21 protein-coding genes and 1 pseudogene are annotated in these 22955 nt (G+C 63.4%); 17 read left to right on the top strand and 5 right to left on the bottom strand.

The features are described from left to right. The first annotated feature begins 50 nt into the window (after positions 1-50). Both BLT89_RS02605 and cueR read left to right on the top strand, forming a co-directional pair. Positions 51-2510: a heavy metal translocating P-type ATPase gene (locus BLT89_RS02605; RefSeq protein WP_090192955.1), complete on the top strand. Its 2460-nt coding sequence runs from the start codon at positions 51-53 to the stop codon at positions 2508-2510. Beyond that, positions 2507-2908, top strand: coding sequence for a Cu(I)-responsive transcriptional regulator (cueR, locus tag BLT89_RS02600; RefSeq protein ID WP_090192954.1), 402 nt, complete (start codon positions 2507-2509; stop codon positions 2906-2908). The genes BLT89_RS02605 and cueR overlap by 4 nt, the downstream gene beginning before the upstream one ends. 40 nt (positions 2909-2948) lie before the next feature. On the opposite strand, the gene BLT89_RS02595 is transcribed toward cueR, so the two are convergent. Both BLT89_RS02595 and BLT89_RS02590 read right to left on the bottom strand, forming a co-directional pair. After that, positions 2949-3620, bottom strand: coding sequence for an eCIS core domain-containing protein (locus BLT89_RS02595; protein WP_090192953.1), 672 nt, complete (start codon positions 3618-3620; stop codon positions 2949-2951). After that, positions 3608-4495, bottom strand: a complete 888-nt coding sequence (locus BLT89_RS02590; RefSeq protein WP_090192952.1) for a PA4780 family RIO1-like protein kinase — start codon at positions 4493-4495, stop codon at positions 3608-3610. Before BLT89_RS02590 ends, BLT89_RS02595 begins: the two co-directional genes overlap by 13 nt. 160 nt (positions 4496-4655) lie before the next feature. Between BLT89_RS02590 and BLT89_RS02585 the strand changes: the two genes are divergently transcribed. The 6 genes from BLT89_RS02585 (at position 4656) to BLT89_RS02560 (ending at position 10115) form a co-directional block, all read left to right on the top strand. Further along, on the top strand, positions 4656-5627 hold the full coding sequence (locus BLT89_RS02585; RefSeq protein WP_090198625.1) for a methylated-DNA--[protein]-cysteine S-methyltransferase: 972 nt from the start codon (positions 4656-4658) through the stop codon (positions 5625-5627). A gap of 196 nt (positions 5628-5823) precedes the next feature. After that, on the top strand, positions 5824-6126 hold the full coding sequence (locus BLT89_RS02580; protein ID WP_090192951.1) for a nucleotide pyrophosphohydrolase: 303 nt from the start codon (positions 5824-5826) through the stop codon (positions 6124-6126). Then, a complete protein-coding gene (locus BLT89_RS02575) occupies positions 6126-6884 on the top strand; it encodes a methyltransferase (RefSeq protein WP_090192950.1) in 759 nt (252 codons plus the stop codon). Before BLT89_RS02580 ends, BLT89_RS02575 begins: the two co-directional genes overlap by 1 nt. Further along, positions 6884-7480, top strand: coding sequence for a DUF4136 domain-containing protein (locus tag BLT89_RS02570; protein ID WP_090192949.1), 597 nt, complete (start codon positions 6884-6886; stop codon positions 7478-7480). Before BLT89_RS02575 ends, BLT89_RS02570 begins: the two co-directional genes overlap by 1 nt. A gap of 59 nt (positions 7481-7539) precedes the next feature. Continuing rightward, entirely contained in the window at positions 7540-8673 is a 1134-nt protein-coding gene (locus BLT89_RS02565) for a GGDEF domain-containing protein (RefSeq protein ID WP_090192948.1), read from the top strand. A gap of 86 nt (positions 8674-8759) precedes the next feature. Next, complete coding sequence (locus BLT89_RS02560; protein WP_090192947.1) at positions 8760-10115, top strand: MATE family efflux transporter; 1356 nt, start codon at positions 8760-8762, stop codon at positions 10113-10115. A 95-nt stretch (positions 10116-10210) separates the two neighbouring features. On the opposite strand, the gene BLT89_RS02555 is transcribed toward BLT89_RS02560, so the two are convergent. Further along, the gene (locus BLT89_RS02555) at positions 10211-10795 is read right to left on the bottom strand and encodes a YajG family lipoprotein (protein WP_090192946.1); all 585 of its coding nucleotides are present in this window, start codon (positions 10793-10795) and stop codon (positions 10211-10213) included. A 384-nt stretch (positions 10796-11179) separates the two neighbouring features. On the opposite strand from BLT89_RS02555, the pseudogene mqo reads away from it, so the two are divergent. After that, a pseudogene (gene mqo, locus BLT89_RS02550) lies at positions 11180-12685 on the top strand (malate dehydrogenase (quinone)); the annotation flags it as partial. A 225-nt stretch (positions 12686-12910) separates the two neighbouring features. Here the strand turns inward: mqo and BLT89_RS02545 are convergent. Beyond that, positions 12911-13579 carry an OmpA family protein gene (locus BLT89_RS02545; RefSeq protein ID WP_090192944.1) on the bottom strand — a complete coding sequence of 223 codons (669 nt, stop codon included), beginning with the start codon at positions 13577-13579 and terminating at the stop codon, positions 12911-12913. A 115-nt stretch (positions 13580-13694) separates the two neighbouring features. Then, positions 13695-14339, bottom strand: a complete 645-nt coding sequence (locus tag BLT89_RS02540; RefSeq protein WP_090192943.1) for an MBL fold metallo-hydrolase — start codon at positions 14337-14339, stop codon at positions 13695-13697. A 282-nt stretch (positions 14340-14621) separates the two neighbouring features. Between BLT89_RS02540 and BLT89_RS02535 the strand changes: the two genes are divergently transcribed. The 8 genes from BLT89_RS02535 (at position 14622) to BLT89_RS02500 (ending at position 22953) form a co-directional block, all read left to right on the top strand. After that, positions 14622-15227: a TetR/AcrR family transcriptional regulator gene (locus BLT89_RS02535; RefSeq protein WP_090192942.1), complete on the top strand. Its 606-nt coding sequence runs from the start codon at positions 14622-14624 to the stop codon at positions 15225-15227. A 324-nt stretch (positions 15228-15551) separates the two neighbouring features. Then, a complete protein-coding gene (locus tag BLT89_RS02530) occupies positions 15552-16445 on the top strand; it encodes an alpha/beta fold hydrolase (RefSeq protein ID WP_090192941.1) in 894 nt (297 codons plus the stop codon). Positions 16446-16450: 5 nt separating this feature from the next. Continuing rightward, a complete protein-coding gene (locus BLT89_RS02525; RefSeq protein WP_197673530.1) occupies positions 16451-17449 on the top strand; it encodes a VOC family protein in 999 nt (332 codons plus the stop codon). A gap of 11 nt (positions 17450-17460) precedes the next feature. Beyond that, positions 17461-19179: a bifunctional 3-(3-hydroxy-phenyl)propionate/3-hydroxycinnamic acid hydroxylase MhpA gene (mhpA, locus tag BLT89_RS02520; RefSeq protein WP_090192939.1), complete on the top strand. Its 1719-nt coding sequence runs from the start codon at positions 17461-17463 to the stop codon at positions 19177-19179. Further along, positions 19176-19976: a 2-keto-4-pentenoate hydratase gene (locus BLT89_RS02515; protein WP_090192938.1), complete on the top strand. Its 801-nt coding sequence runs from the start codon at positions 19176-19178 to the stop codon at positions 19974-19976. The genes mhpA and BLT89_RS02515 overlap by 4 nt, the downstream gene beginning before the upstream one ends. A gap of 61 nt (positions 19977-20037) precedes the next feature. Next, complete coding sequence (locus BLT89_RS02510; RefSeq protein ID WP_090192937.1) at positions 20038-21018, top strand: acetaldehyde dehydrogenase (acetylating); 981 nt, start codon at positions 20038-20040, stop codon at positions 21016-21018. Then, positions 21015-22037: a 4-hydroxy-2-oxovalerate aldolase gene (gene dmpG / locus BLT89_RS02505; RefSeq protein ID WP_090192936.1), complete on the top strand. Its 1023-nt coding sequence runs from the start codon at positions 21015-21017 to the stop codon at positions 22035-22037. Before BLT89_RS02510 ends, dmpG begins: the two co-directional genes overlap by 4 nt. A 43-nt stretch (positions 22038-22080) precedes the next feature. Next, positions 22081-22953: a lysophospholipid acyltransferase family protein gene (locus BLT89_RS02500; protein ID WP_090192935.1), complete on the top strand. Its 873-nt coding sequence runs from the start codon at positions 22081-22083 to the stop codon at positions 22951-22953. The last annotated feature ends 2 nt before the right edge of the window (positions 22954-22955 follow it).

Here is a 22955-nt window from a genome sequence, read left to right as displayed (position 1 = left end):
AGGTCAAGGTTGATCCTGAAATCTGCCGTTCATAGCCAGGACAAGCCCGCATGCCTGCCAGTAACCAGCAAACCTACAATCTGCCCATCAGCGGCATGACCTGTGCCAGCTGTGCCGGGCGCGTCGAGCGCACACTTGCCAAAGTGCCGGGGGTGCAATCGGCACAGGTCAACCTGGCCAGCGAAATGGCCCGGATCGAAGGCCTGGATGCCACACTGCCGAGCCTGATTGAAGCGGTCCAGCAAGCCGGCTATCAGGTATCCAGCCAACGCCTGGAGCTGAGTATAGGCGGCATGACCTGCGCCAGCTGTGCCGGCCGCGTCGAGCGCGCCTTGCTCAAACAGCCCGGGGTGATCAGCGTCAGCGTCAACCTGGCCAGCGAGAAAGCCAGCCTGCAAGTGCTGGCCGGCAGCGACAGCGCAGCACTGATCGCCGCCGTGGAAGCCGCCGGTTACCACGCCAGCCTGCCGGAGCAGGAAACCAAAGCTGCGCCATCAAACTACACCCGCGAGCACTGGCTGCTGCTCGCCGCCGTGTTGCTGACCCTGCCGCTGGCGCTGCCGATGTTCGCCGACTGGCTGGGCTGGCACTGGATGCTGCCGGCCTGGCTGCAGTTCGCTCTGGCCACGCCGGTGCAGTTTGTCATCGGCGCACGTTTTTACCGCGCCGCCTGGAATGCCCTGCGCGCCGGCACCGGCAACATGGACCTGCTGGTGGCCATCGGCACCAGCGCAGCCTACGGCCTGAGCATTTACCTGTGGTGGACTGCTGGCGACGGGCAGATGGCCCATCTGTATTTCGAGTCCTCGGCCACGGTGATCACCCTGGTGCTGCTCGGCAAATTTCTCGAAAGCCGCGCCAAGCGCCAGACCGGTGCTGCGATCCAGGCCCTGCAGGCGCTGCGCCCGGAGCAGGCGGTGCGTATCGTCGATGGGCGCGACGAGCAGATCAGCATTGCCCGGCTGCAGGTTGGCGACCTGTTGCGCGTGCGCCCCGGCGAGCGCTTTGCGGCGGATGGCGAGGTGGTCGAAGGCCAGAGTCAGGCCGATGAATCGCTGATCACCGGCGAGAGCCTGCCGCTGGACAAGGCGCCCGGCGACCGGGTCACCGGCGGTGCGATCAACGGCGCCGGCCAGCTGCTGGTCAAGACCACGGCGCTGGGTGCCGAAAGCGTGCTGGCACGGATCATTCGTCTGGTCGAGGACGCCCAGGCGGCCAAGGCACCGATCCAGAAACTGGTCGACCGCATCAGTGCGGTGTTCGTGCCAGTGGTGCTGCTGATTGCTGCGCTGACCTTCGCCGGCTGGCTGCTGGCCGGCAGCGGCATGGAACAGGCACTGATCAATGCGGTATCGGTGCTGGTGATCGCCTGCCCCTGTGCACTGGGTCTGGCCACACCGGCGGCGATCATGGCCGGCACCGGGGTGGCGGCAAAACACGGCATTCTGATCAAGGATGCGCAGGCGCTGGAAATCGTTCACAAGGTCACCGACGTGGCTTTCGACAAGACCGGCACGCTGACCTCCGGCAAGCCGCAACTGCTGCACTGGCAGGCTGTGCCGGGCACCAGTGAAGAAGACCTGCTGGGTCTGGCCGGCGCCCTGCAACAAGGCAGCGAGCATCCGCTGGCCAAGGCCGTGCTGCGTACCTGCAGCGAACGCAACCTGCGCCTGCCGGCAGTCAACGCCAGCCACAGCCTGCCGGGACGTGGCACCCGTGGCCAGGTCGGGGAGCTTGAACTGGCGCTGGGCAATCAGCGCCTGCTGGAAGAGCAACAGCTCAGCACCGGCGAACTGCAGCAGCAGGCCGCTGCCTGGCAGAACGAGGGCCGTACCTTGTCCTGGCTGCTGCAGCTCGCTCCGCAAGCAAAAGTCCTCGGCCTGCTGGCCTTTGGCGACGAACTCAAAGCCGGCGCTGCCGCTGCGGTGGCGAGCCTGCAACAGCGCGGGGTGACCTGCCATCTTATCAGCGGTGACAACCCGGGCAGTGCCGGCGTGGTCGCCCGCCAACTGGGTATCCAGCAGGTGCACGCCAACGTGCTGCCGGAGGACAAGGCCGCCCACGTCGCCGCACTGAAACAGGCCGGGCATGTGGTGGCGATGGTCGGTGACGGCATCAACGATGCTCCGGCACTGGCCGCCGCCGATGTCGGCATTGCCATGGGCGGCGGCACCGATGTGGCGATGGCGGCGGCCGGCATCAGCCTGATGCGTGGTGACCCGCAACTGGTACCGGCCGCGCTGGAGATCAGCCGGCGCACCTACGCCAAGATCCGCCAGAATCTGTTCTGGGCCTTCGTCTACAACCTGGTGGGCATCCCGCTGGCCGCCGCCGGCCTGCTCAACCCGGTACTGGCCGGCGCTGCCATGGCGCTGTCGAGTGTCAGCGTGGTGAGCAATGCGCTGCTGCTCGGCTACTGGAAGCCGGCCAGGCAAAGCTCCACCGTCGAGCACCCTCCCGCAGACGGGAAAGGGGTAACAACCACAACGCCCGGGGGCGTCACACCATGAACATCGGCCAGGCTGCCAGTAAAACCGGACTCAGTGCCAAGATGATCCGCTACTACGAAAGCATCGGCTTGCTGCCGATTGCTGGCCGCACGGAAAGTGGCTATCGCCATTACGCCGCGAAAGATCTGGATCGTCTGGCCTTTATCAAGCGCGCCCGCGATCTGGGTTTCTCGCTGGAAGAAGTCGGCAAGCTGCTGGCGCTGTGGCAGGACCGCCAGCGCGCCAGCGCCGAAGTGAAAGCACTGGCCGCCAGTCATATCGAAGAACTCAACCGCAAGATCAGCGAGATGACCAGCCTGCGCGACACCCTTGCCGGGCTGGCAGCCAGCTGCCATGGCGATGACCGCCCGGACTGCCCGATCCTCAAGGAGTTAGCCTCTGGTGACCGGACACCGTAGGGCGGGCAGCATTCACCGTCCGGGCGGGCTGAAACCCACCCTACGGATTTTGGCCACCGCCCTGCCTGTCTCCGGCCAGCGTTGCCTGCTCTGCGGCCGTTTTCAGCGCATACCTCACCCTGCTCTGCATCTGGTAGGCCGGCGATTCCAGCGCCACATAGTCACGCACATACAGTTGCGTGAAGCCGTCGATACCGAGTTCGCGGTATTGCTCGACATGGGTCAGTTCGTGCGCCCACAACGCAGTGTTGTGCTGCGCATCCCCGGCATTGCGGAAGACAATCAGATCAACCAGCGTCACCGCGCTGACATCCGGATTCTGCAACAGGCCGTGGCTGAGATTGGCCGGAATGTCATCGCCGACCCGATAGCGCACCGCATCCAGGGTCTGCGCAGCGAAGTAACTTTGCAGCTGCTCGCGAATGGCCGGCGGAATCGGGCTGGCGCCGCTGGCCAGCGCACGCTGGCGTGATTCGACAACCCAGTTGCGCAGGCCGTAACCGAGCACGCGATTGGCCTGTTGCAGCACCAGCGAATCGCCGGGCGCACAGAAGCAGACACCCACACACAGGCGCTGCTGCCCGTCCGGGCACTGCTCAGCGGCGCCTGAAACGCCTGCAACGCCCAGGCCGGCCACAACCAGCAGCGCGGGCGGGCCATTGCGGAACATTCTCGACAGCCGCTGGCGGACCTCAGCGATCAGCGCATCCACGGCGGTATCGGCGGCTCGTCATTCGGCGCATCTTCGGCGTTGAGCATGGCTTCGCGGCGTGCCTGTTCGGCCAGCGCGTCCTTGATCTCGCGCAGCACGGCATCCACGTCGGCACTGTCTTCCGGCTCGGCGAACTCGCCGCTCAGCTTGCTTTCCGGGGTCAGCTTGCCGTCTTCGAACAGCGCCCACATTTCCTTGGCGAATTTGGTGTAGCGCAATTCCGGGGCAAACTGGCCGAAGTACTCGGCCATGTTGCCCACATCGCGTTCCAGCATGCTGAAGGCATGGTTGTTCGCCACCGCATTCACCGCCTGCGGCAGATCGATGATCACCGGGCCTTCCGGGCCGAGCAGCACGTTGAATTCGGACAAATCACCATGTACCAGACCGGCGCAGAGCATCTTGACGATTTCACTGACCATGAACGCGTGAAATTCACGGGCATCCGCCGGTTCCAGGTCGACATCGTTCAGGCGTGGCGCCACACCGCCGAGGCCATCGCCGACCAGTTCCATCAGCAGCACACCGTCCTGGAAGTCGAAAGGCTTGGGCACCCGCACGCCAGCCGCTGCCAGCTGGAACAGCGCAGTGACTTCGGCATTCTGCCAGCTTTCTTCCTGCTCCTTGCGGCCGTGCTTGCTGCCCTTGGCCATGGCGCGGGCATCACGGGTATTGCGGGTAGTACGACCCTCCTGATATTCGGACGCGTGGCGGAAACTGCGGCGGTTGGCCTCTTTGTAAACCTTGGCGCAACGCAGTTCGGTGCCACAGCGCACCACATACACCGAGGCTTCCTTGCCGCTCATCAGCGGACGGACCACCTCATCAATCAAACCATCTTCCAGCAGTGACTCAAGGCGCTTCGGGGTTTTCATCGGAACTGGAATGGGCCTCGCCAGGTGGGAATCGGATTGTTACAGGGTAATGGCCAGGGCAGTAATAGTCACCAACGCCGGCCAGTTTGAAAGTCAGTTACGCATTGGCAGCTTGCCGGCAGTGGCCGACAATCCATGTAACCTGTTGCAGGAGCACACCATGCTTGATTCACAACGCTGCTGGCAAGCCGTCTGTGCCCGTGATGCCACAGAAGATGACAACTTTGTGTTTGCCGTGCATAGCACCGGCATCTATTGCCGCCCCAGTTGCCCGGCGCGGCGGCCGCTGGCGAAAAATATCAGCTATTTTGCCGATGCCGCCAGCGCCGAATCTGCAGGCTTTCGCCCCTGCCAGCGCTGTGCGCCGCACGGCAAAAGCCCCGCGGCATTGCTCGACGAACTGGTCGCTGCGGCCTGCCGCCTGCTGCAGGACAGTCCCGAGCCGCTGACCCTGGCCCAGCTATCCACGCGCATTGGCGTATCCGCCTCGCACCTGACCCGCGCCTTCAAGACCCGCATCGGCATGACACCCAGGGCCTGGAGCCTGGCCCAGGCGCAAACCGGCCCGACCCTGCGCGCCGGCAAAGGCGCCGGCCTGCACCTGCGTTATGCCATCAGCGCCTGTGCGCTGGGTTTTCTGCTGCTGGCAACCACCGACAAAGGCATCTGCGCCCTGCTCTTCGCGGATAACCCGGCAGCGCTGGAAAGCGAACTGGCCGGGCGTTTCCCTGCTGCACAACGCCGCGTCGATCAGCACGGACTCGGCGCAATGCTGCAGCAGGTACTGGCCCAACTGCAGGAACCGGCGCGCGCCGCCCAACTGCCGCTGGATTTGCAGGGCACGGCCTTCCAGCAACGTGTCTGGCAAGCCTTGCAACGGATTCCGGCGGGGGAAACACGCAACTACGGGCAGCTGGCCGCCGAACTGGACAGCCATCCGCGCGCGGTCGCCAGTGCCTGTGCACGCAATCCCGTGGGCCTGCTGGTGCCCTGTCACCGGGTCATCGCCGGCAACGGCGCCCTCAGCGGCTATCGCTGGGGGCTACAGCGCAAGGCGGCGCTACTGCGGGCCGAAGCTGGAAATAGCGCCGTGCTGGCCGATCAAGCCGACGGCCTGGCGAGTCTGCCCTGAACCCTGCAAAGTCGCCCGGCAGGGTGCAGGGTAAGCTGCGCGAACCGCAGCTGGATGAGTTCGTTATCAACGGATGACGGCAAGATCGGGCCGATGCGTTGGCAACCTGTACCGATTTCCAGGCGGATCTGCGGCTGCGCCTTGCCTTTCCACCGGCCGAACCGGAAGCTATGCCAATGCCTGATGGAAACTGCCGATGAACATCACCGAACTCACCACGCGGTTGCACCACATCCGCGACAACAATGACTGGCGCGGCTTTCACAGCCCGAAAAACCTGGCCATGGCCGCCAGCGTGGAAATGGCCGAGCTGGTGGAGATATTCCAGTGGCTGAGCGAGGAGCAATCGCGCCAACTGCCTGCCGCTGCGCTCAGCCACGCCGGCGAAGAGGTCGGTGATATCGTGCTCTACCTGTTGCTGCTGTGCGCCGAACTGGGCATCGACATGGAACAGGCGGTGCGCGCCAAACTGGCCGACAACGAGAGGCGTTTTGCCTGATGCAGGATCGTCACTTCGATGCACTGGCCAGCCGTTTTGCCGAAAAAATCTATGGCGGCGCCAAGGGGGCCATCCGCCTGGCCGTGCTGCAGGCCGATCTGGCTGAAGTGCTGCCCGCGAAGCCGCTACGGATACTGGATATCGGTGCCGGCCTCGGCCATATGGCGCTGTGGCTGGCCGAACGCGGCCACGCTGTGACCCTCGCCGAACCGGCCGCGCCGATGCTCGATGCTGCACGGGAACGCTTTGCCCTGGCCGGCCAGAACGCCACCTTTATCCAGGCCCCGTGGCAGGAACTGGCGGGGCAAATACAGCAGCCCTACGATCTGGTGCTCTGCCATGCCGTGCTCGAATGGCTGGCCGAACCGCAGCAGATCCTGCCGCTGCTGCATCAGCTCACGGCAACCGATGGCTGGCTGTCACTGGCTTTCTACAACCGCGACGCACTGGTCTATCGCAACCTGCTCAAGGGGCATTTCCGCAAACTGCGCGGCGACACCCTGGCCGGAGAGAAGCAGAGCCTGACGCCACAACGGCCAATTGATCCGCGCCAACTGGAACAGCAAATGGGTGCACACTGGCAGATCGGGAAACGTAGCGGCGTACGGGTGTTTCACGACTACATGCCGTCAGAATTTCAGGCCCGCGCCGAACTCGCCGAACTGCTGGAAATGGAGCTGGCCTATCGTCGTCACCCGGCCTATGCCGGCCTGGGCCGCTACCTGCACTGGCTGTGCCGGCCGCAAGGAGGTAACTGATGAAGATATTGCCCGGACTGATGCTCTGTGCGCTGTTGGCGGCCTGCCAGCAGACGCCCAATCCCTATAAAGAGGAATCCATCCCCTACCCGCCGGCACCCGCCGCTGCAGCGGATAATTTCGACCGCAGCAATTATCCACCGCCACAACGTGACTTTGGCCTCTACCACAGCTGGGCCTGGCGCAACGATGTGTTGCCCGCCGGCAGTGGCTGGGTCAGCACCCAGCTGTTCATTGACAGCATCAGTGCCAGCCTTGACCAGAGCGGCCTGCGCCCGGTGCAGGGCAAGGCCAGCCCCGATCTGCTGGTCAGCGCCAGCGTGCTGACCCGGCAAGTGGAAATCCGCGAGCCACCACGGGTCGGCGGCTTCTACGGGAACGGCCCTTATGGTGATGGCTATGGCGTGGGGGTTGGTGGAGCCATCAACAGCACACAACAGGTGCTGCGCGTACAGATCGACATGTACGACGCGCGCAGCGGGCAACTGGTCTGGTCCGGCGACTCGGCAGAGATAAGCGGCTACGGCGATGCGGCACAACCGGAGAAGCTGCGTGAAGCGGTTACCCGGGCCATGCAGAGTTTTCCCGTGCAATGAATACGCTCAATCACGCAATGCGCGGCTATGCTTAGCTGCTCACCAGGCGAAACCGACCTATGACGGCGAACTCTCCACCGGCTGACCCCGAGACTTTCGCGCTATGGCGTGAAGCCAGCGACATGAGCCGCCGGACACGGATGGGCGGCAGTTTCTATCTGGTTGCCTGGCTGATGATCTGGCTGTCGATGTCAGACCCGCAGCAGATATTCGGCTACGGGGTACTTGGCAGCATTTTTTTTGCCGTCATGCTGATCAGCCGCTGGCTGCACCAGCTGCCCGCTGATCCCGATCCACCAGCCCTGCAACGCTGGATCAACCAGCATTGGGCACTGATCATCATCACTACCGGGATCTGGGGTCTGGTCAATGGCCTGGTTCTGCATCAGGCGATTTTCCAGATTTCCCATCTGGTTGCGATCATCGGCACCATCGCCTTCAGTACGGCCTTTGCCTTTACCTTTGCCATGCGCCTGCCGCGCTGCGTCGGCGTGCTTTTCCTGCTCAATCTGCCGGGTCTGCTGGCACTGGCCCGGGGCACTGCCGAACAGCAACCCGCCTTCATCTGCCTGGCCATCTACATGGTGTATTTGCTGCTTGCCTGCCGGCGCAGCCATATCGACTACCACAACACCCTGGGCAATGAATTGCTGCTGTTGCGCCAGCGCAACGATCTGGAAGAGCTGAGCCGCACCGACAGTCTGACCCAGCTGGGTAATCGCTATCAGTTCAACGATCTTTTCCAGACCATGGTTGCCACCGCCCAGCGCCAGCGCAGCCCGTTGTCACTGGTGCTGCTCGATATAGATCATTTCAAACGGATCAATGATGCCTATGGTCATGTGGCGGGAGATCAGTGCCTGCAGCAGTTTTCCGAGCTGATGCGCCAGGTGTTCCGGCGTGACAGTGATGTGCCTTTACGGCTGGGCGGTGAAGAGTTCGGCGTGATCATGCCCGGCACCACGCTGGATCAGGCCATCCAGCTGGCGGAACAGTTTCGCACCACCCTGGCAGCCACCCAGCTGAGGATCGAAGACCAGAGCGTGGTGATCACCACCAGCCTCGGCGCCGGTGCCTATATCCCCGAAGTGGACCGCAATGGCGATGGCCTGTACCGGCGCGTCGATGCCGCCCTGTATCAGGCCAAACACGACGGTCGCAACTGCCTGCGGCTGGCCCAGACCCGGGGCTGACCGGCGCCACAGGAAAATCTCGCCCCGGGCGGGTCCTGCATACTGCAACTGCACCCAATAGTCCGGCGTTCCTGAGGAGCACGCAAATGTCATGGCTAGGCGATTCCTGGCGGCACCGGCCGACCCAGCAAAGGGTCTGGGCGCTGGCGGCGCCAATGATCCTGTGCAATCTGTCGGTCCCGCTGGTGACGCTGGTCGACAGCGCGGTGGTCGGGCACCTGCCGCACGCCCACCAGCTGGGTGCCGTAGCCCTGGGCGGCAGTCTGTACACCCTGCTGGTGTGGGCCATGGGCTTCCTGCGCATGGGTGCCAGCGGCTTCAGCGCGCAGGCCTGCGGCAGTGGTGATGGCGCATTGCTCAGACAGGTTCTCCTGCAAGGGCTGCTGCTGGCCGGCGCCCTGGCGCTGTTGCTCGGGCTGCTCAGCCTGACCTTCACCGACCTGGCACTGCGCCTGATGAATCCGTCGGCAGAGCTCGACCTGCTGACCCGCAGCTACTTCCATATCCGCCTGCTCGGTCTGCCGGCGGCCCTGGCCAACTACGCACTGGTCGGCTGGTTGCTGGGCACACAGAATGCCCGCGCGCCGATGGCGATCCTGTTGACCACCAATCTGCTCAACGTACCGCTGACCCTGCTGTTCGTACTTGGTTTCGACTGGGGGGTGGCCGGCGCGGCACAGGCATCCATAGTCGCCGAGTGGAGCGGCGCGCTGCTCGGGCTGTTCCTCGCACGCCATGCCCTGCGCCGCTTCCCCGACCAGATCAACTGGCCGGCGCTGCGCCGCTGGGTTAACTGGCAACCCTTGCTGGCGGTCAACCGGGACATCTTTATCCGCACCCTGGCGCTGGAGCTGGTGTTCTTTCTGATCACCGTACAAGGCACGCGACTGGGGGTTGCCACGCTGGCGGCCAACGCCCTGCTGCTCAACGGCCTGCTGCTTACCGCACACGCCCTGGATGGTCTGGCCAACGCCGTGGAAGCACTCTGCGGGCATGCCATCGGTGCCCGCGACAAGCTGGCGCTGCGCCGCACCCTGGTGGTCGCCACGGGCTGGTCGCTGTTGTTCAGCCTGGCCTTTGCACTGCTGTTCTGGCTCGGCGGGCAGGCTTTCATCAACCTGCAAAGCGACATCGACACGGTACGGGCGGTAGCCTATGCCTACCTGCCCTATCTGGCTTTATTGCCGCTGGTATCAGTCTGGAGTTATCTGCTCGACGGCCTGTTCGTCGGCGCCACCCGCGCCCGCGAAATGCGTGACGCCATGCTGCTGGCCGTCGCCCTCAGCGTCCCGCTGGCCTTCGCCCTCAAGGGTTATGGCAATCACGGCCTGTGGATCGCCCTGCTGAGCTTCATGCTGCTGCGCAGTCTGATCCTTGGTGGCTATGCCTGGCGCCTGACCTACAGACACGGCTGGATGACGGCGTCCCGGCCCGGGTATTGAGCGGTACCCGGCCCCTGTTTGCCCGAATCGGCTGCGACTTGAACGACAAAGGCCCGACAGTCAGCTGCCGGGCCTCTGGCTTTACTCTCCCGGGATCAGGGCAGCAAGGCGTTGCCAATGGCCTGATCGCGCACCAGCTTGTTCAGGGCGTCACTGAGCACTTCGGTAACCAGCTGGTTGTTCGTCTCTTCATTCGGTGCCATGCCCGAACGCTGGTTCATCGAGGCTGAATAGCGGCCGTTATAACGACGGTTGCCGTTCAGTACATCGACACTGAGCACCGTGGCGATATCCGCCTCGGTGACGTAGGCCTCATCCTTGGGCGACTGATAGGTCAGCTGGCTGAGGGTCACACTCAGTTGCGGCGCGTTCATCGCGCCGGCAGTCGGGGTAAAGCCCATCAAACGCACTGCGGCCTCAACCTGCGCCTGCAGCTTGGGCAGAATGGTTGCGCCGGCGACACTGATGGTGCTGGTCTCCGGATACATGCCACCACGGGTGCCGAGCACGGGCGAAGAGCGGCCATCGACAACCCGCACCTGCACCGGCTGCCCCTGGCCTACCGCGACGATCCCGCCGCTAAACACCGGATTGGGATTGAGCTGCTGCGGACTAAGGCCACAACCGGCAAGGGACAGGCCGGACAAAAGAATCAGCGCGGTAAACAGGCGTTGCCACATGCAAAAATCTCCAGAAAAGCCATAGATACCCCGTCAGTATAACCATCCACGGCCACGGACTGACAGCAAGCCGATGCCAGACCCTACAGCTGAGACAGACAGGGCCGGAAGCATGGAGACTCCCGGTAGCACATCCGACGAAAGATTAACGTCTGACACGGCGAAATTTAGTTTTTTCACCGTTATAATCGCCTTCCGACTGACAGAACGATTTCCACTCGAGCCAGCCCGACGCTTAGGTCACTGGCTCGAGTACCGCAGACAGGCTCCTGTGCCGATGCCACGCCACCCGCGGATCGCCAGTAGCAGCCAGCCTGCAGCAGTATCTGATTTCACGTCTCCACAAACAGCGTGAAATAACGGTTTTACACAACTTCAAAAGAGTGTGACGGGCAAATGGCACAAGACAACGAAACAGTCGATGTATTACTGGTAGGCGCAGGCATCATGAGCGCAACTCTCGGGGCATTGCTCCGGGAGCTGGACCCCGGGCTCAAGATCGAATTGGTCGAACTGCTCGATCGAGGCGCTGCGGAGAGTTCCAACCCCTGGAACAATGCCGGCACCGGACATGCCGGGCTCTGCGAGCTGAACTACACGCCGCAGGCCGACGACGGCTCCGTGCCGATCGGCAAGGCCGTCAGCATCCACAGCATGTTCGAGGTATCCAAGCAGTTCTGGGGGCATCTGGTCGAACAGGAAACCTTTGGCGACCCGAAGGTGTTCATCAACCCGGTTCCGCACATGAGTTTCGTGCGCGGCAGTGCCGGCATTGCCTTTCTCAAGAAGCGTTTTGAAGCACTCAAGGCTCACCACTGCTTCAGCAACATGGAATACAGCGAGGAGCGCAGCACGATTGCCGGCTGGGCGCCCCTGCTGGTTCCCGGACGTGACGACGCCGAGCCGGTTGCCTGCACACGTGTCAGCAACGGGACCGACCTGAATTTCGGCGCCCTGACCGGCCAGTTACTGCGCCATCTGGCGCAAAAACCTGACACCACGATTGACTACAGCCAGCGCGTCACCGGCCTGGAACACAGCCAGAAGGGCTGGATTGTCGAGATCAAGGATCTGGAAACCGGCAAGCAGCGCTCGGTTACCGCGCGCTTCGTGTTTCTCGGTGCCGGTGGTGCCGCACTGCCCTTGCTGCAGAAGTCCGACATTCCCGAAGGCAAAGGCTATGGCGGCTTCCCGGTCAGCGGCCAATGGCTGCGTTGCGACAATCCGGAGGTGGTCGCACGGCATCAGGCCAAGGTCTACAGCCAGGCAGATGTGGGCGCTCCACCCATGTCGGTGCCGCATCTGGATACGCGCATGGTGGATGGCCAGAAGGCCCTGCTGTTCGGCCCCTACGCCGGTTTCTCGACCAAGTTCCTGCGCCACGGCTCGTACATGGATCTGCCCAAGTCGATTCGCCCGGGCAACATCATGCCGATGCTGGCAGTCGCCCGCGACAACATGGATCTGACCCGCTACCTGATCAAGGAAGTCATGCAGTCAACCGACTCGCGGCTGGATGCCCTGCGCAAGTTCTATCCGGAAGCCAGGGACGCTGACTGGCGCCTGGAGACCGCCGGCCAGCGCGTACAGATCATCAAGAAAGACCAGAAAAGCGGCGGCAAACTGGAGTTCGGCACCGAGATCGTCGCCTCTTCCGATGGCAGTCTTGCGGCGCTGCTGGGCGCTTCTCCGGGTGCTTCGGTATCGGTATCGGCAATGCTCGATGTACTGTACCGCTGCTTCCCCGAGAAGATGGCTTCGGCCGACTGGACAGCGCGGCTGCGGCAGATCTTCCCGGCAACGGCCAAGGAACTGCAGGATGATGCGGAGTTGTATCGCACGGTTCGCGCGCAATCCGACCAGCGCTTGCAGCTGACCACGGCCAGCTGATCCCGCGGCAGTATCCGGAAGCGCCCTGCGGGGCGCTTTTTTTTGGCCCGGTGCCCGTTACAGCTTGTTTGTGCCATTTACCTGCCGTCTGGAATCAGCTTGCAGGCGCTGATTGCATGAATGCAGGTGGCAGCGCGCGACTGGTGGGCCGATCCTGATTACCAGGCCCGCAGTGAACAGCATCAGGCCGCTGCGAGAGCGGCCTGATGGTTTGCGCTTTAAGGCTTACTGGGCGCCAGGCAGTGGCGTCAGATTGATTTCCACCCGGCGGTTCAACGCACGACCGTCAGCGGTGTCGTTGCTGGCAATCGGATTGCTCGGGCCGGCACCGTATGAAGAAATGCGGCTGGATGGCACGCCATTGGCCACCAGATAGGAGGCCACGCTCTGCGCGCGCTGGTTCGACAGATTCTGGTTCAGCTGCTGCGAACCTGTGCTGTCGGTGTAGCCGACGATAGCCACGCCATTCTTGTCGAATTCCTTGAACACCAGCACCAGCGAGTTGAGGGTCTGGTAGAAGCCGCTGGAAATATCCGACGAGTTGCTGGCAAAGGTGATGTTGCCGGGCATGATCAGTTTGAGATTGTCGCCATTGCGCTGTACCTGCACACCGGTTCCCACCAGCGTCTGGCGCAGCTTGGCCTCCTGGGTATCGACGTAGTAGCCATAGCCGCCACCGGCAGCACCGCCTACGGCGGCACCAATCAGCGCACCCTTGGTGCGATCTTTCTTGCTCGACGTTGCCGCCCCGATCACCGCCCCGGTCACCGCGCCAATACCACCATAAACGCCAGCCTTGCCGGCTTCCTGCTCACCGGTATAGGGGTTGGTGGTGCAACCGGCGAGCAACGCCAGGCAGGCAGCGCCGGCGATCAGTGTTTTGCTTTGCTTCATGGGAAGTTCCTTGGCTGTGGGAAATGGATTCGTTAATTGAGCGGACGGCGCGTTGGACCCGGACAGCAGCGCCGTGGTTCCGCCGCTTTCCGGCTGTTTTTATTCATGCAGCACTTCAAGCCCGGACAAAGGGATTGTTGCGCATCTCGTCACCCAGCCGGGTATCCGGGCCGTGACCGGTGACCACAGTGGCCTCCTCGTCCAGGGTGTACAACCTTTGTTTGATCGAACGCTGGATAGTCGGGAAGTCACCACCCCACAGATCGGTACGCCCGATGGCGCCACGGAACAGCGTGTCGCCGGCAATCAGCAACTTTGCATCGGCAAACCAGAAACTCATCGAACCCGGCGTATGCCCCGGCGTGTGCAGTGCCACGCCGCAGCCGCAGGCCAGTTCCTCGTCATCGGCCAGCCACCTGTCCGGGGCCGGCACCGGCACATAGGGCACACCGAACATGCCGCACTGCATTTCCAGGTTGTCCCAGAGAAACTGGTCTTCCTTGTGCAGGTGCAAGGTGGCGCCGGTCTTCTCCTTCATCTGCCCGGAGGCAAGGAAGTGGTCCAGATGCGCGTGGGTATGAATGATGCTCACCACTTTCAGCCCGTGGGCCTCCAGTTTGGCCATGATCAGATCGGGGTTGCCGCCCGGATCGACCACTATGGCCTTTTTGCTCAGCGGATCGCCGATGATGGTGCAGTTGCACTGCAACGGACCGACGGGGAAGGTTTCGCGAATAAGCACGGGTTTGGCATCTTGCATGGGTATTCCTTGTGTAAGGCCGGTGCATCCGGATGTCAGGAGCAAAGTGGAAAGTTCACCCCATCAGCTACTTGCTTTCAACACCTGCGCGTGACTTTCCTGCAATGGCTGCAAATTTCAGCACTGTAGCGGAGCGGAGCGGGCGAATGTATTTAAAAACTTGCTACCGGTTAGCCGTCAAAGCCTGCTTTCCCTAGTGCCTGATCAGCCCCATGTGCTTGAAATTGCTTGAACATGCCTGTTCAATAGTAATCACAATTTTCATTCCGAGTTCTTGCGCCTATGACCCCTGTTCGAAAACGCCTGCACCTGGCCGCCCTGCAACTCTTCGCCGAAAAGGGCGTCAGCGAGATCAGCGTCAGCGAGCTGGCGCAGGTGGCGGGCGTGGCGCGCGGCACTGTCTACAACAACCTCGAATCCCTCGAGTCGCTGTTTACTGACGTGGCCAATGAACTCAGTGCGGAAATGAACCAGCGCGTGGTGAAAAGCGCCGATCCCCAGCTTGATCCGGCCCAGCGCCTGGCCAACGGTATCCGCTTCTATATCCGCCGCGCCCATGAGGAACCGCAGTGGGGCGCGTTCATCATCCGTTATGCAACCAATACGGAATCCCTTCAGGATCTCTGGACCGGGCCACCGGTCCAGGATGTATTGGCCGGCCTGGCGCGCTCACGCTACAGCTTTGATCAGTCGATGCTGACCAGCGTCATGTCATTGATCGGCGGCGCGGTGCTGGGAGCCATCATGCTGGTTCTGGATGGCCGCAAGACCTGGCGTGACGCCGGCAGTGAAACCGCCGAACTGGTGCTGCGCGCCCTGGGCGTTGCCACCGACGAGGCACACCGCCTGGCACGGCTGGATCTGCCAGCACTGGCCACCCTCGACTAACACCTTCTGCCCGCCCGGCAGTGCCCGCCGGCGGTTGCCGGACTCGCATCCCGCCCCGGGTGCGCCGGGCTTTTACGCCGTCATTTCAGTGGATTGCCAGACCCGCCGCCGGGCTGGACTGCAGCCATTACCGCAACGTCCCCCAGCAATCCTGCATCGGCCCAGCGCTGTGTGCGGGTCGGCTGTGGTTTTTTATTTTGATTGAACACTTGTGTTCATTTTTGATCGTGCTAGTATTTTTTAAACCATTCGCGTCAATCAGACTTCTATACAGCCCAGCAACCGCACCACCCCGCCCGCCATCGCAACACTGGAGAGCCACCGATGAACCAAGCCGTAACCCATCCGGGGATGACGTCACGCACCGTCACCGTCGGCAAACGCAAGATATTCATCAGCGAAACCGGTACGGGGTATCCGTTGCTCATGCTGCATGGCGGCGGTGCTGGCGCCTCCGGGTTGTCCAATTATTCGCGCAACATCGCGGCACTGGCGCGGCACTTCCGCGTACTGGTGGCCGACATGCCCGGCTACGGCCAGTCGAGCAAGGGCGTCGACCGCAATGACACCTTCGGCGATCTGGCGCAGTCGATGCTCGGCCTGCTCGATCAGCTGCACATCCAGCAGGCCCATGTGGTGGGCAACTCACTGGGAGGTGCCTGCGCGTTGCGCATGGCGCTGGAAGCGCCGCAGCGTGTTTCCGCACTGGTACTCATGGGACCGGGCGGCGTCGGCACTACGCGCGGCTTGCCGACAGCCGGACTGAAGCAACTGCTGAACTACTACAAGGGCAGCGGACCATCACGGGAAAAAATCACCCGTTTTATCCGCGACTACCTGGTGTACGACGCCAGCCAGGTCACCGATGCCATGATCGAGGAACGCTACCGCGCCAGCATCGACCCGGAAGTGATCGCGGCACCGCCCCTGCGCGGGCCCAACAGCCTGAAGACGGCCATCCGCATGGACTTCACCCGCGATCCGCGGCTCTCCAGCTGCCCGGTGCCGACGCTGGTGCTGTGGGGCATCGAAGACAAGGTCAATCGCCCCAGCGGCGGAGCGGCCCTGCAAAAAACCATGCCGGCCTGCGATCTGTATTTGTTCTGCAAGACCGGCCACTGGGTGCAGTGGGAACGCGCAGAAGAGTTCAACGCGGTGGTCACCAGCTATCTGGCCGTGCGCACGCCCGTCAGTGCCTCGCCCCGGTCGGGAGCATGATCAGCATGGCAACCGCACCAGAAACCCGGACCAGCCTGTTTGGCAAGGTACGCATGGGCTATGCCCTGGTCGAATCAGAAAAACACCAGGACTGGCTGCGCTTTACCCGCGACGCACTCGGCCTCGACGTTCATCGGGAGGACGACACGCTGATCTGCCGCCTGGACAACCACGCCCGGCGGCTGCTGATCTGCCAGGGGCCACAGGAGGATATGCTGGCGCTGGGCTATGAGCTCGCCGACCAGGCCAGCCTGGACACCGTACTGCAACGGTTGCGGGACAAGGGCGTAGCGGTGGAAGCCGGGGATGCCTGCGGGGCAGCGCTGCGCGGTGTCGAGCAGTACTGGCGTTGCCGTGGGCCCAAGGCGCTGGCCATCGAGTTCTATGTCACACCGCTGCTGAGCGACAAACCGCTGTCGATGCTGGCCAGCGGTTACGTCACCGGCGAAGCCGGCATGGGCCATGTAGCGATCACCTCGCGGCGCCCGGAAGCCGTGCAGGCGTTCTGGCAGGAAATTCTCGATGCCCGGCACAGTGACGACATCGAACAGCGCATCGGCGGCCTGATGCTCGACATCCGCTTTCTGCGCCTCAACCCGCGACACCACTCGGTGGCCATCGCCTGTACCCGTGGCCGGCGCATGGACCCGATCCGCACGCGCATCCAGCACATGAATGTCCAGTGCGCGACGCTGGAAGACATGACCGCCGCTTTCCAGCGCTGCCGCCGGCTCGGTTACCGGATCATGATGGGCGTCGGCCAGCACACCAATGACCGCGAGCTGTCGTTCTATGTGCAGAGCCCGTCCGGCTTCGAGATCGAATACGGCTGGGACCCGATCGCGGTGGACGAAAGCAGCTGGCAACCGACCCTGCACCAGGGCATCAGCACCTGGGGCCACCAGCCGCTGGACCACAACCTGATGGATGAACTGCGCCAGATAACCCGCGCCGCACGCTCGCTGTTGCGCAGCGAGTACATCCCCTTCGAACCCGGACATTGAGGCTGCAGCCGATGAGCAAGAAAACTACCGAACCACAGGTTGATGTGGTCATTTCCGGACTGGGCCCCACCGGCCTCACCCTGGCCAACCTGCTCGGCAAGCGCGGCTTGTCGGTGGTCGTGCTCGAACGCGAGCCGCAGTTCTACGGCAATGCCCGCGCCGTCTACACCGATGATGAATGCCTGCGCATCTTCCAGGCCGCCGGCATGGCCGAAGAACTGACCAGGGACATGCTGCTCAATGCCACCTTCCAGTGGCTGCTGCCCGATGGTCAGGTGCTGCACCAACTGATCCAGAACGCCCGCCCCAATGGCTGGCCGGTCAACAACCTGTTCTACCAGCCGCTGCTGGAAACCAGCCTGGCCGAAGGGCTGGCGCGCTACCCGCAGGTCAGTGTGCGCCGCGGACGTGAGTTCACCCGCTTCATTCAGGATGATCAGGGTGTCACGGTGATGCATAGCGAAAGTCGCGGCGCGAATTACAGCAAGCCGGCGGCGGACCAGACCCCGGCAGCAAAAAATGGCGAAGAAGCGCTTCGCGCTCGCTATCTTGTCGCCTGTGATGGCGGCCGCAGCGCGGTGCGCACCCAGCTGGGGATCAAGATGACCGGCCAGAGTTTCCCCAACCCGTGGATCGTGGTCGACATCAAACAGAAGGAAGGCGAGAACTGTCTGCGCCACCTGCCCTACTTCAGCTTTATTTGTGATCCCGAGTGCCCCACTGTCAGCTGCCGCCAGCCCTACGGTCATCACCGCTTCGAATTCATGCTGATGCCCGGCCAGACCAGGGAGCACATGGAGAACCCGGAAACCGTACGCGCCTATCTGGGCAAGTACGTGGATGTGAGCAAGGTCGAGATCCTCCGCAGTCTGGTCTACACCTTCAACGCACTGGTGGCCGAAAGCTGGCGCAGTGGAAGGGTATTGCTCGCCGGCGATGCCGCGCACATGACCCCGCAATTCGTTGGCCAGGGCATGAATGCCGGCGTGCGCGATGCCTACAATCTGGCCTGGAAACTGGAAGCCGTCATCAAGGGGCGCGCTCGCGACAGCCTGCTGGACAGTTACCAGAGTGAACGCCGGCCACACGCCAAGGCGATGATCGACCTGTCGATCCACATGAAGAACTTTGTTTCCACCTCCAATCCGCTGCTCGGTGCGCTGCGCAATGTCGCCACCCGCACGGCACGGTCCACCCCCGGCATCCGCGAATACCTGGCCGAACAGAAGTTCAAGCCACGCCCACGCTACGAGTCCGGCGCCTACTTCGGCCTGCCGCGCACGCGCCGCAACGGCGTGGAAGGCGAGCAATTACCGCAGCCGCAACTGGCCGACTTTGACTGCCGGCAGGCGCTGCTGGATGAGGTGCTGGGTGAGGGCTATGCCCTGATCGGTTATGGCGTCGATCCGCGCGCACAACTCACTACTGCCGACCAGCAAGTGCTGGCAGCCCTGGACGTCCGTTATTTGACCCTGTATCCGGCCGGCGGCCGCCCCCAGGGCACGCTCTCGACCTGCATCGCCGGGGCGGCCGACGAGTGGGAGGATATGAGCGGTGAGTGCATCCGCCGCTTCCGCGAAGCCGGCCATGTGCCCGGCGCAGTGGCCATCGTCCGCCCCGACCGCTTCGTTTTCGCCATGAGCAAGCCCGGGCAATTGCAAGCGGCGATTGACGCGCTGATCGAACAGCTCGGCATGCACAGCTCCGGCCAGCAGCAGGTGGCCTCATGAGTTCGCACCCTTCCGCAGGCAAGGAAATAATCCAGGCCGCCGCGCTCGCCCTGCGCACCGCGCGCGCCACGCAGGCAGCGATTGCACCGGTATCCAGCCAGTTCGGCATCACCCGTCTGGCCGATGCCTATGCCGTGCAGGAAATCAACACCCGTGCGGCACTCGACCAGGGCCGCCGGCTGGTCGGACGCAAGATCGGCCTGACCTCGACGGCCGTGCAACAGCAACTGGGCGTCGATCAGCCGGACTTCGGCATGCTGTTTGCCGATATGGAAATTGCCGATGGCGGTGAAATCGACTGCAGCCGGCTGATCCAGCCCAAGGCCGAGGGCGAGATTGCCTTCGTGCTGGGCCGCGACCTGCCCCACGTGGACTGCACCCTGGCCGAACTGATGAGCGCGGTGGAGTACCTGCTGCCGGCGCTGGAAATCGTCGATTCGGCGATTGCCGACTGGAAGATCAGTCTGGCCGATACCGTGGCCGACAACGCCTCCTCGGCGCTCTACGTGCTGGGCAAGCAGCCGACCCGTCTGGCGGGGCTGGACCTGCGTCTGGAAGGCATGCTGCTGGAGAAGAACGGCGCGCAGGCCGCGATCGGCGTCGGCGCCGCCTGCCTGGGCAACCCGCTGGATGCCTGCCTGTGGCTGGCCCGCACCATGGCCAGGGCCGGCCGCCCGCTGATGGCCGGTGACGTACTGCTGTCCGGCGCGCTCGGCCCGATGACCCCGGTGATGGCGGGCGACCGCTTGCAACTGCGCCTGACCCGTCTCGGCGAAGTCGGCTGCCGCTTCGTCTGACCCCTTACCTTTTTGCCTGGCAGCGTGGCCCGCACTCGCTGCCCGTACTGGAGGCTCACTGATGAGCAGTCACCGCAAACTGAAAGTCGCCATCATCGGCTCCGGCAATATCGGCACCGATCTTATGATCAAGATCATGCGCAACGGCAAACACGTGGAAATGGGTGCCATGGTCGGCATCGACCCGGCCTCCGACGGTCTGGCCCGCGCCGCCCGCCTCGGCGTGGCGACCACCCACGAGGGCGTTGAAGGCCTGACCCGGCTGCCGGTATTCGACGACATCGACTTTGTCTTCGACGCCACCTCGGCCACCGCCCACGTCAGCAATGACGCCCTGCTGCGCCAGCTGAAGCCGGGCCTGCGGCTGATCGACCTGACCCCGGCGGCGATCGGCCCGTACTGTGTGCCGGTGGTCAACCTGCACGCCCACCTCGAGAAGCCCAACGTCAACATGGTCACCTGCGGCGGTCAGGCCACCATTCCGGTTGTGGCGGCCGTGTCGCGGGTAGCCCGGGTGCACTACGCCGAAATCATCGCCACCATCAGCAGCAAATCGGCCGGGCCCGGCACCCGCGCCAATATCGACGAATTCACCGAAACCACTGCCCGGGCCATCGAGCAGGTCGGCGGTGCGGCCAGGGGCAAGGCGATGATCGTGCTCAATCCGGCGGAACCGCCGCTGATCATGCGCGACACGGTTTTCGTGCTGTCGGAATTGGCAGACCAGGCTGAAATCGCCGCTTCCATCGAGGCCATGGTGCAAGCGGTGCACCGCTATGTGCCGGGCTATCGCCTGAAGCAGCAGGTGCAGTTCGACGTGATTCCGCAAGCGGCGCCGCTGCACATTCCCGGCGTGGGTACCTTCGCCGGGCTGAAGACCTCGGTCTTCCTCGAAGTCGAAGGCGCTGCACATTACCTGCCGGCCTACGCCGGCAACCTCGACATCATGACCTCCGCCGCGCTGGCCACTGCCGAGCGCATGGCCGAGTCGATCATCACCCCGGCCAGCGGCCAGGCCTGCGCCCAAGGAGAGCTGTCATGACGTTTAACCCCGGCAAAAAACTATATATCTCCGACGTCACCCTGCGCGATGGCAGTCATGCCATCCGCCACCAGTACTCGATCCGCAACGTGCAGGACATCGCCCGCGCGCTGGACAAGGCCAAAGTCGACTCCATCGAAGTCGCCCATGGTGATGGCCTGCAGGGCTCCAGCTTCAACTACGGCTTTGCCGCGCACACCGATCTGGAGTGGATCGAAGCGGCTGCCGATGTGATCAGCCACGCCAGGATCGCCACCCTGCTGTTGCCCGGCATCGGCACCATCCACGACCTCAAGGCCGCCTATGACGCCGGCGCGCGCGTGGTGCGCGTAGCCACCCACTGCACCGAGGCGGACATCTCGCGCCAGCACATCGACTACGCCCGCGGGCTGGGCATGGACACCGTCGGCTTTTTGATGATGAGCCACATGCTGCCGGCCGAAGAACTGGCCCGCCAGGGCCAGCTGATGGAGAGCTACGGTGCCCAGTGCATCTACATGGCCGACTCCGGCGGCGCGATGAACATGCAGGACATCCGCGAGCGCATGCGCGCGTTCAAGGCCGTGCTCCAGCCCGAGACCCAGACCGGCATGCACGCCCACCATAACCTTTCGCTCGGCGTAGCCAATTCCATTACCGCCGTCGAGGAAGGCTGCGACCGCATCGACGCCAGCCTCGCCGGCATGGGTGCCGGCGCCGGCAATGCGCCGCTGGAAGTGTTCATCGCCGCCGCCGAGCGCATGGGCTGGAACCACGGCACCGACCTCTACACCCTGATGGACGCGGCCGATGACCTCGTGCGCCCGTTGCAGGACCGGCCGGTGCGGGTTGACCGCGAAACCCTCGGGCTGGGCTATGCCGGGGTCTATTCCAGCTTCCTGCGCCATGCGGAAGCCGCCTCGGCCAAGTACGGCGTGAAGACCCTCGACATCCTTGTCGAACTGGGCAAGCGGCGCATGGTCGGTGGTCAGGAAGACATGATCGTCGACGTCGCCCTGGATCTGCTGGCACGGCGCTAGATCAGTGCCCAGCCAGCACAGCAAACCTCGCAAAGGAGTCCCCATGCACAAGTCCGACGCAGCCTTGCCGGATATTCCCGGCGTCACCGATTTCCAGCCACCAGCGGTCAAGTCCATGCAGCGCACCCTTCGCGTGGCCAACGCTTACTTCAAGCCGCAATTCTTCGGCCTGGACCAGCTCGACTTGAGCAAGCCGGCGCTGTGGGTGGGCAACCACACGCTCTATGGCCTGCTCGATGTACCGCTGATGAACGAGCACCTGTACCGCGAGCACGCTGTGTTCCTGCGCGGACTGGGTGACCGCGGGCATTTCGCCGTACCCGGCTGGAGCAAGCTGCTGGTCAGCGCCGGCATGGTGCTGGGCACTCCGGAAAACTGTGCCGCGCTGATGCAGACCGGCCAGCACGTACTGGTATTTCCCGGCGGCGGCCGCGAGGTGATGCGGCGCAAGGGCGAGGATTATCAGCTGATCTGGAAGAAGCGCACTGGTTTTGCCCGCATGGCCATCGAGCATGGCTACGACATCATTCCGTTCGGCTCGCTGGGTGCAGACGAGAATTTTGACATTCTTCTGGATGCCAATGACGTCAGCAGTTCGAAGCTGTGGAAGCTGCTCGACGGCTATCTCAAGCTCAGCGAGCGCACCCGCAATGGCGACATGATTCCGCCGCTGGCACGCGGCATTGGCCTGAGCGTGATGCCACGGCCGCAGCGCTATTACTTCGGCTTCGGCAAACGCATAGCCACTGCGCGCCTGCGCGGCAAAGCGGACGACGCACAACGCGTATGGGTGCTGCGCGAGAAGGTGGCCAAAGCCATCGAGGAGCAGCTGCAGATGCTGACCGCCTACCGCGCGGAAGACCGCACGCAGAACTGGAGTGCCCTGCGCCGTTTCCTCGCACCGGTCCGCAAATAATC

The organism is Pseudomonas pohangensis, assembly GCF_900105995.1.
Taxonomy (GTDB): Bacteria; Pseudomonadota; Gammaproteobacteria; order Pseudomonadales; family Pseudomonadaceae; genus Aquipseudomonas; species Aquipseudomonas pohangensis.
This window is presented reverse-complemented; position numbering and strand designations above follow the sequence as displayed.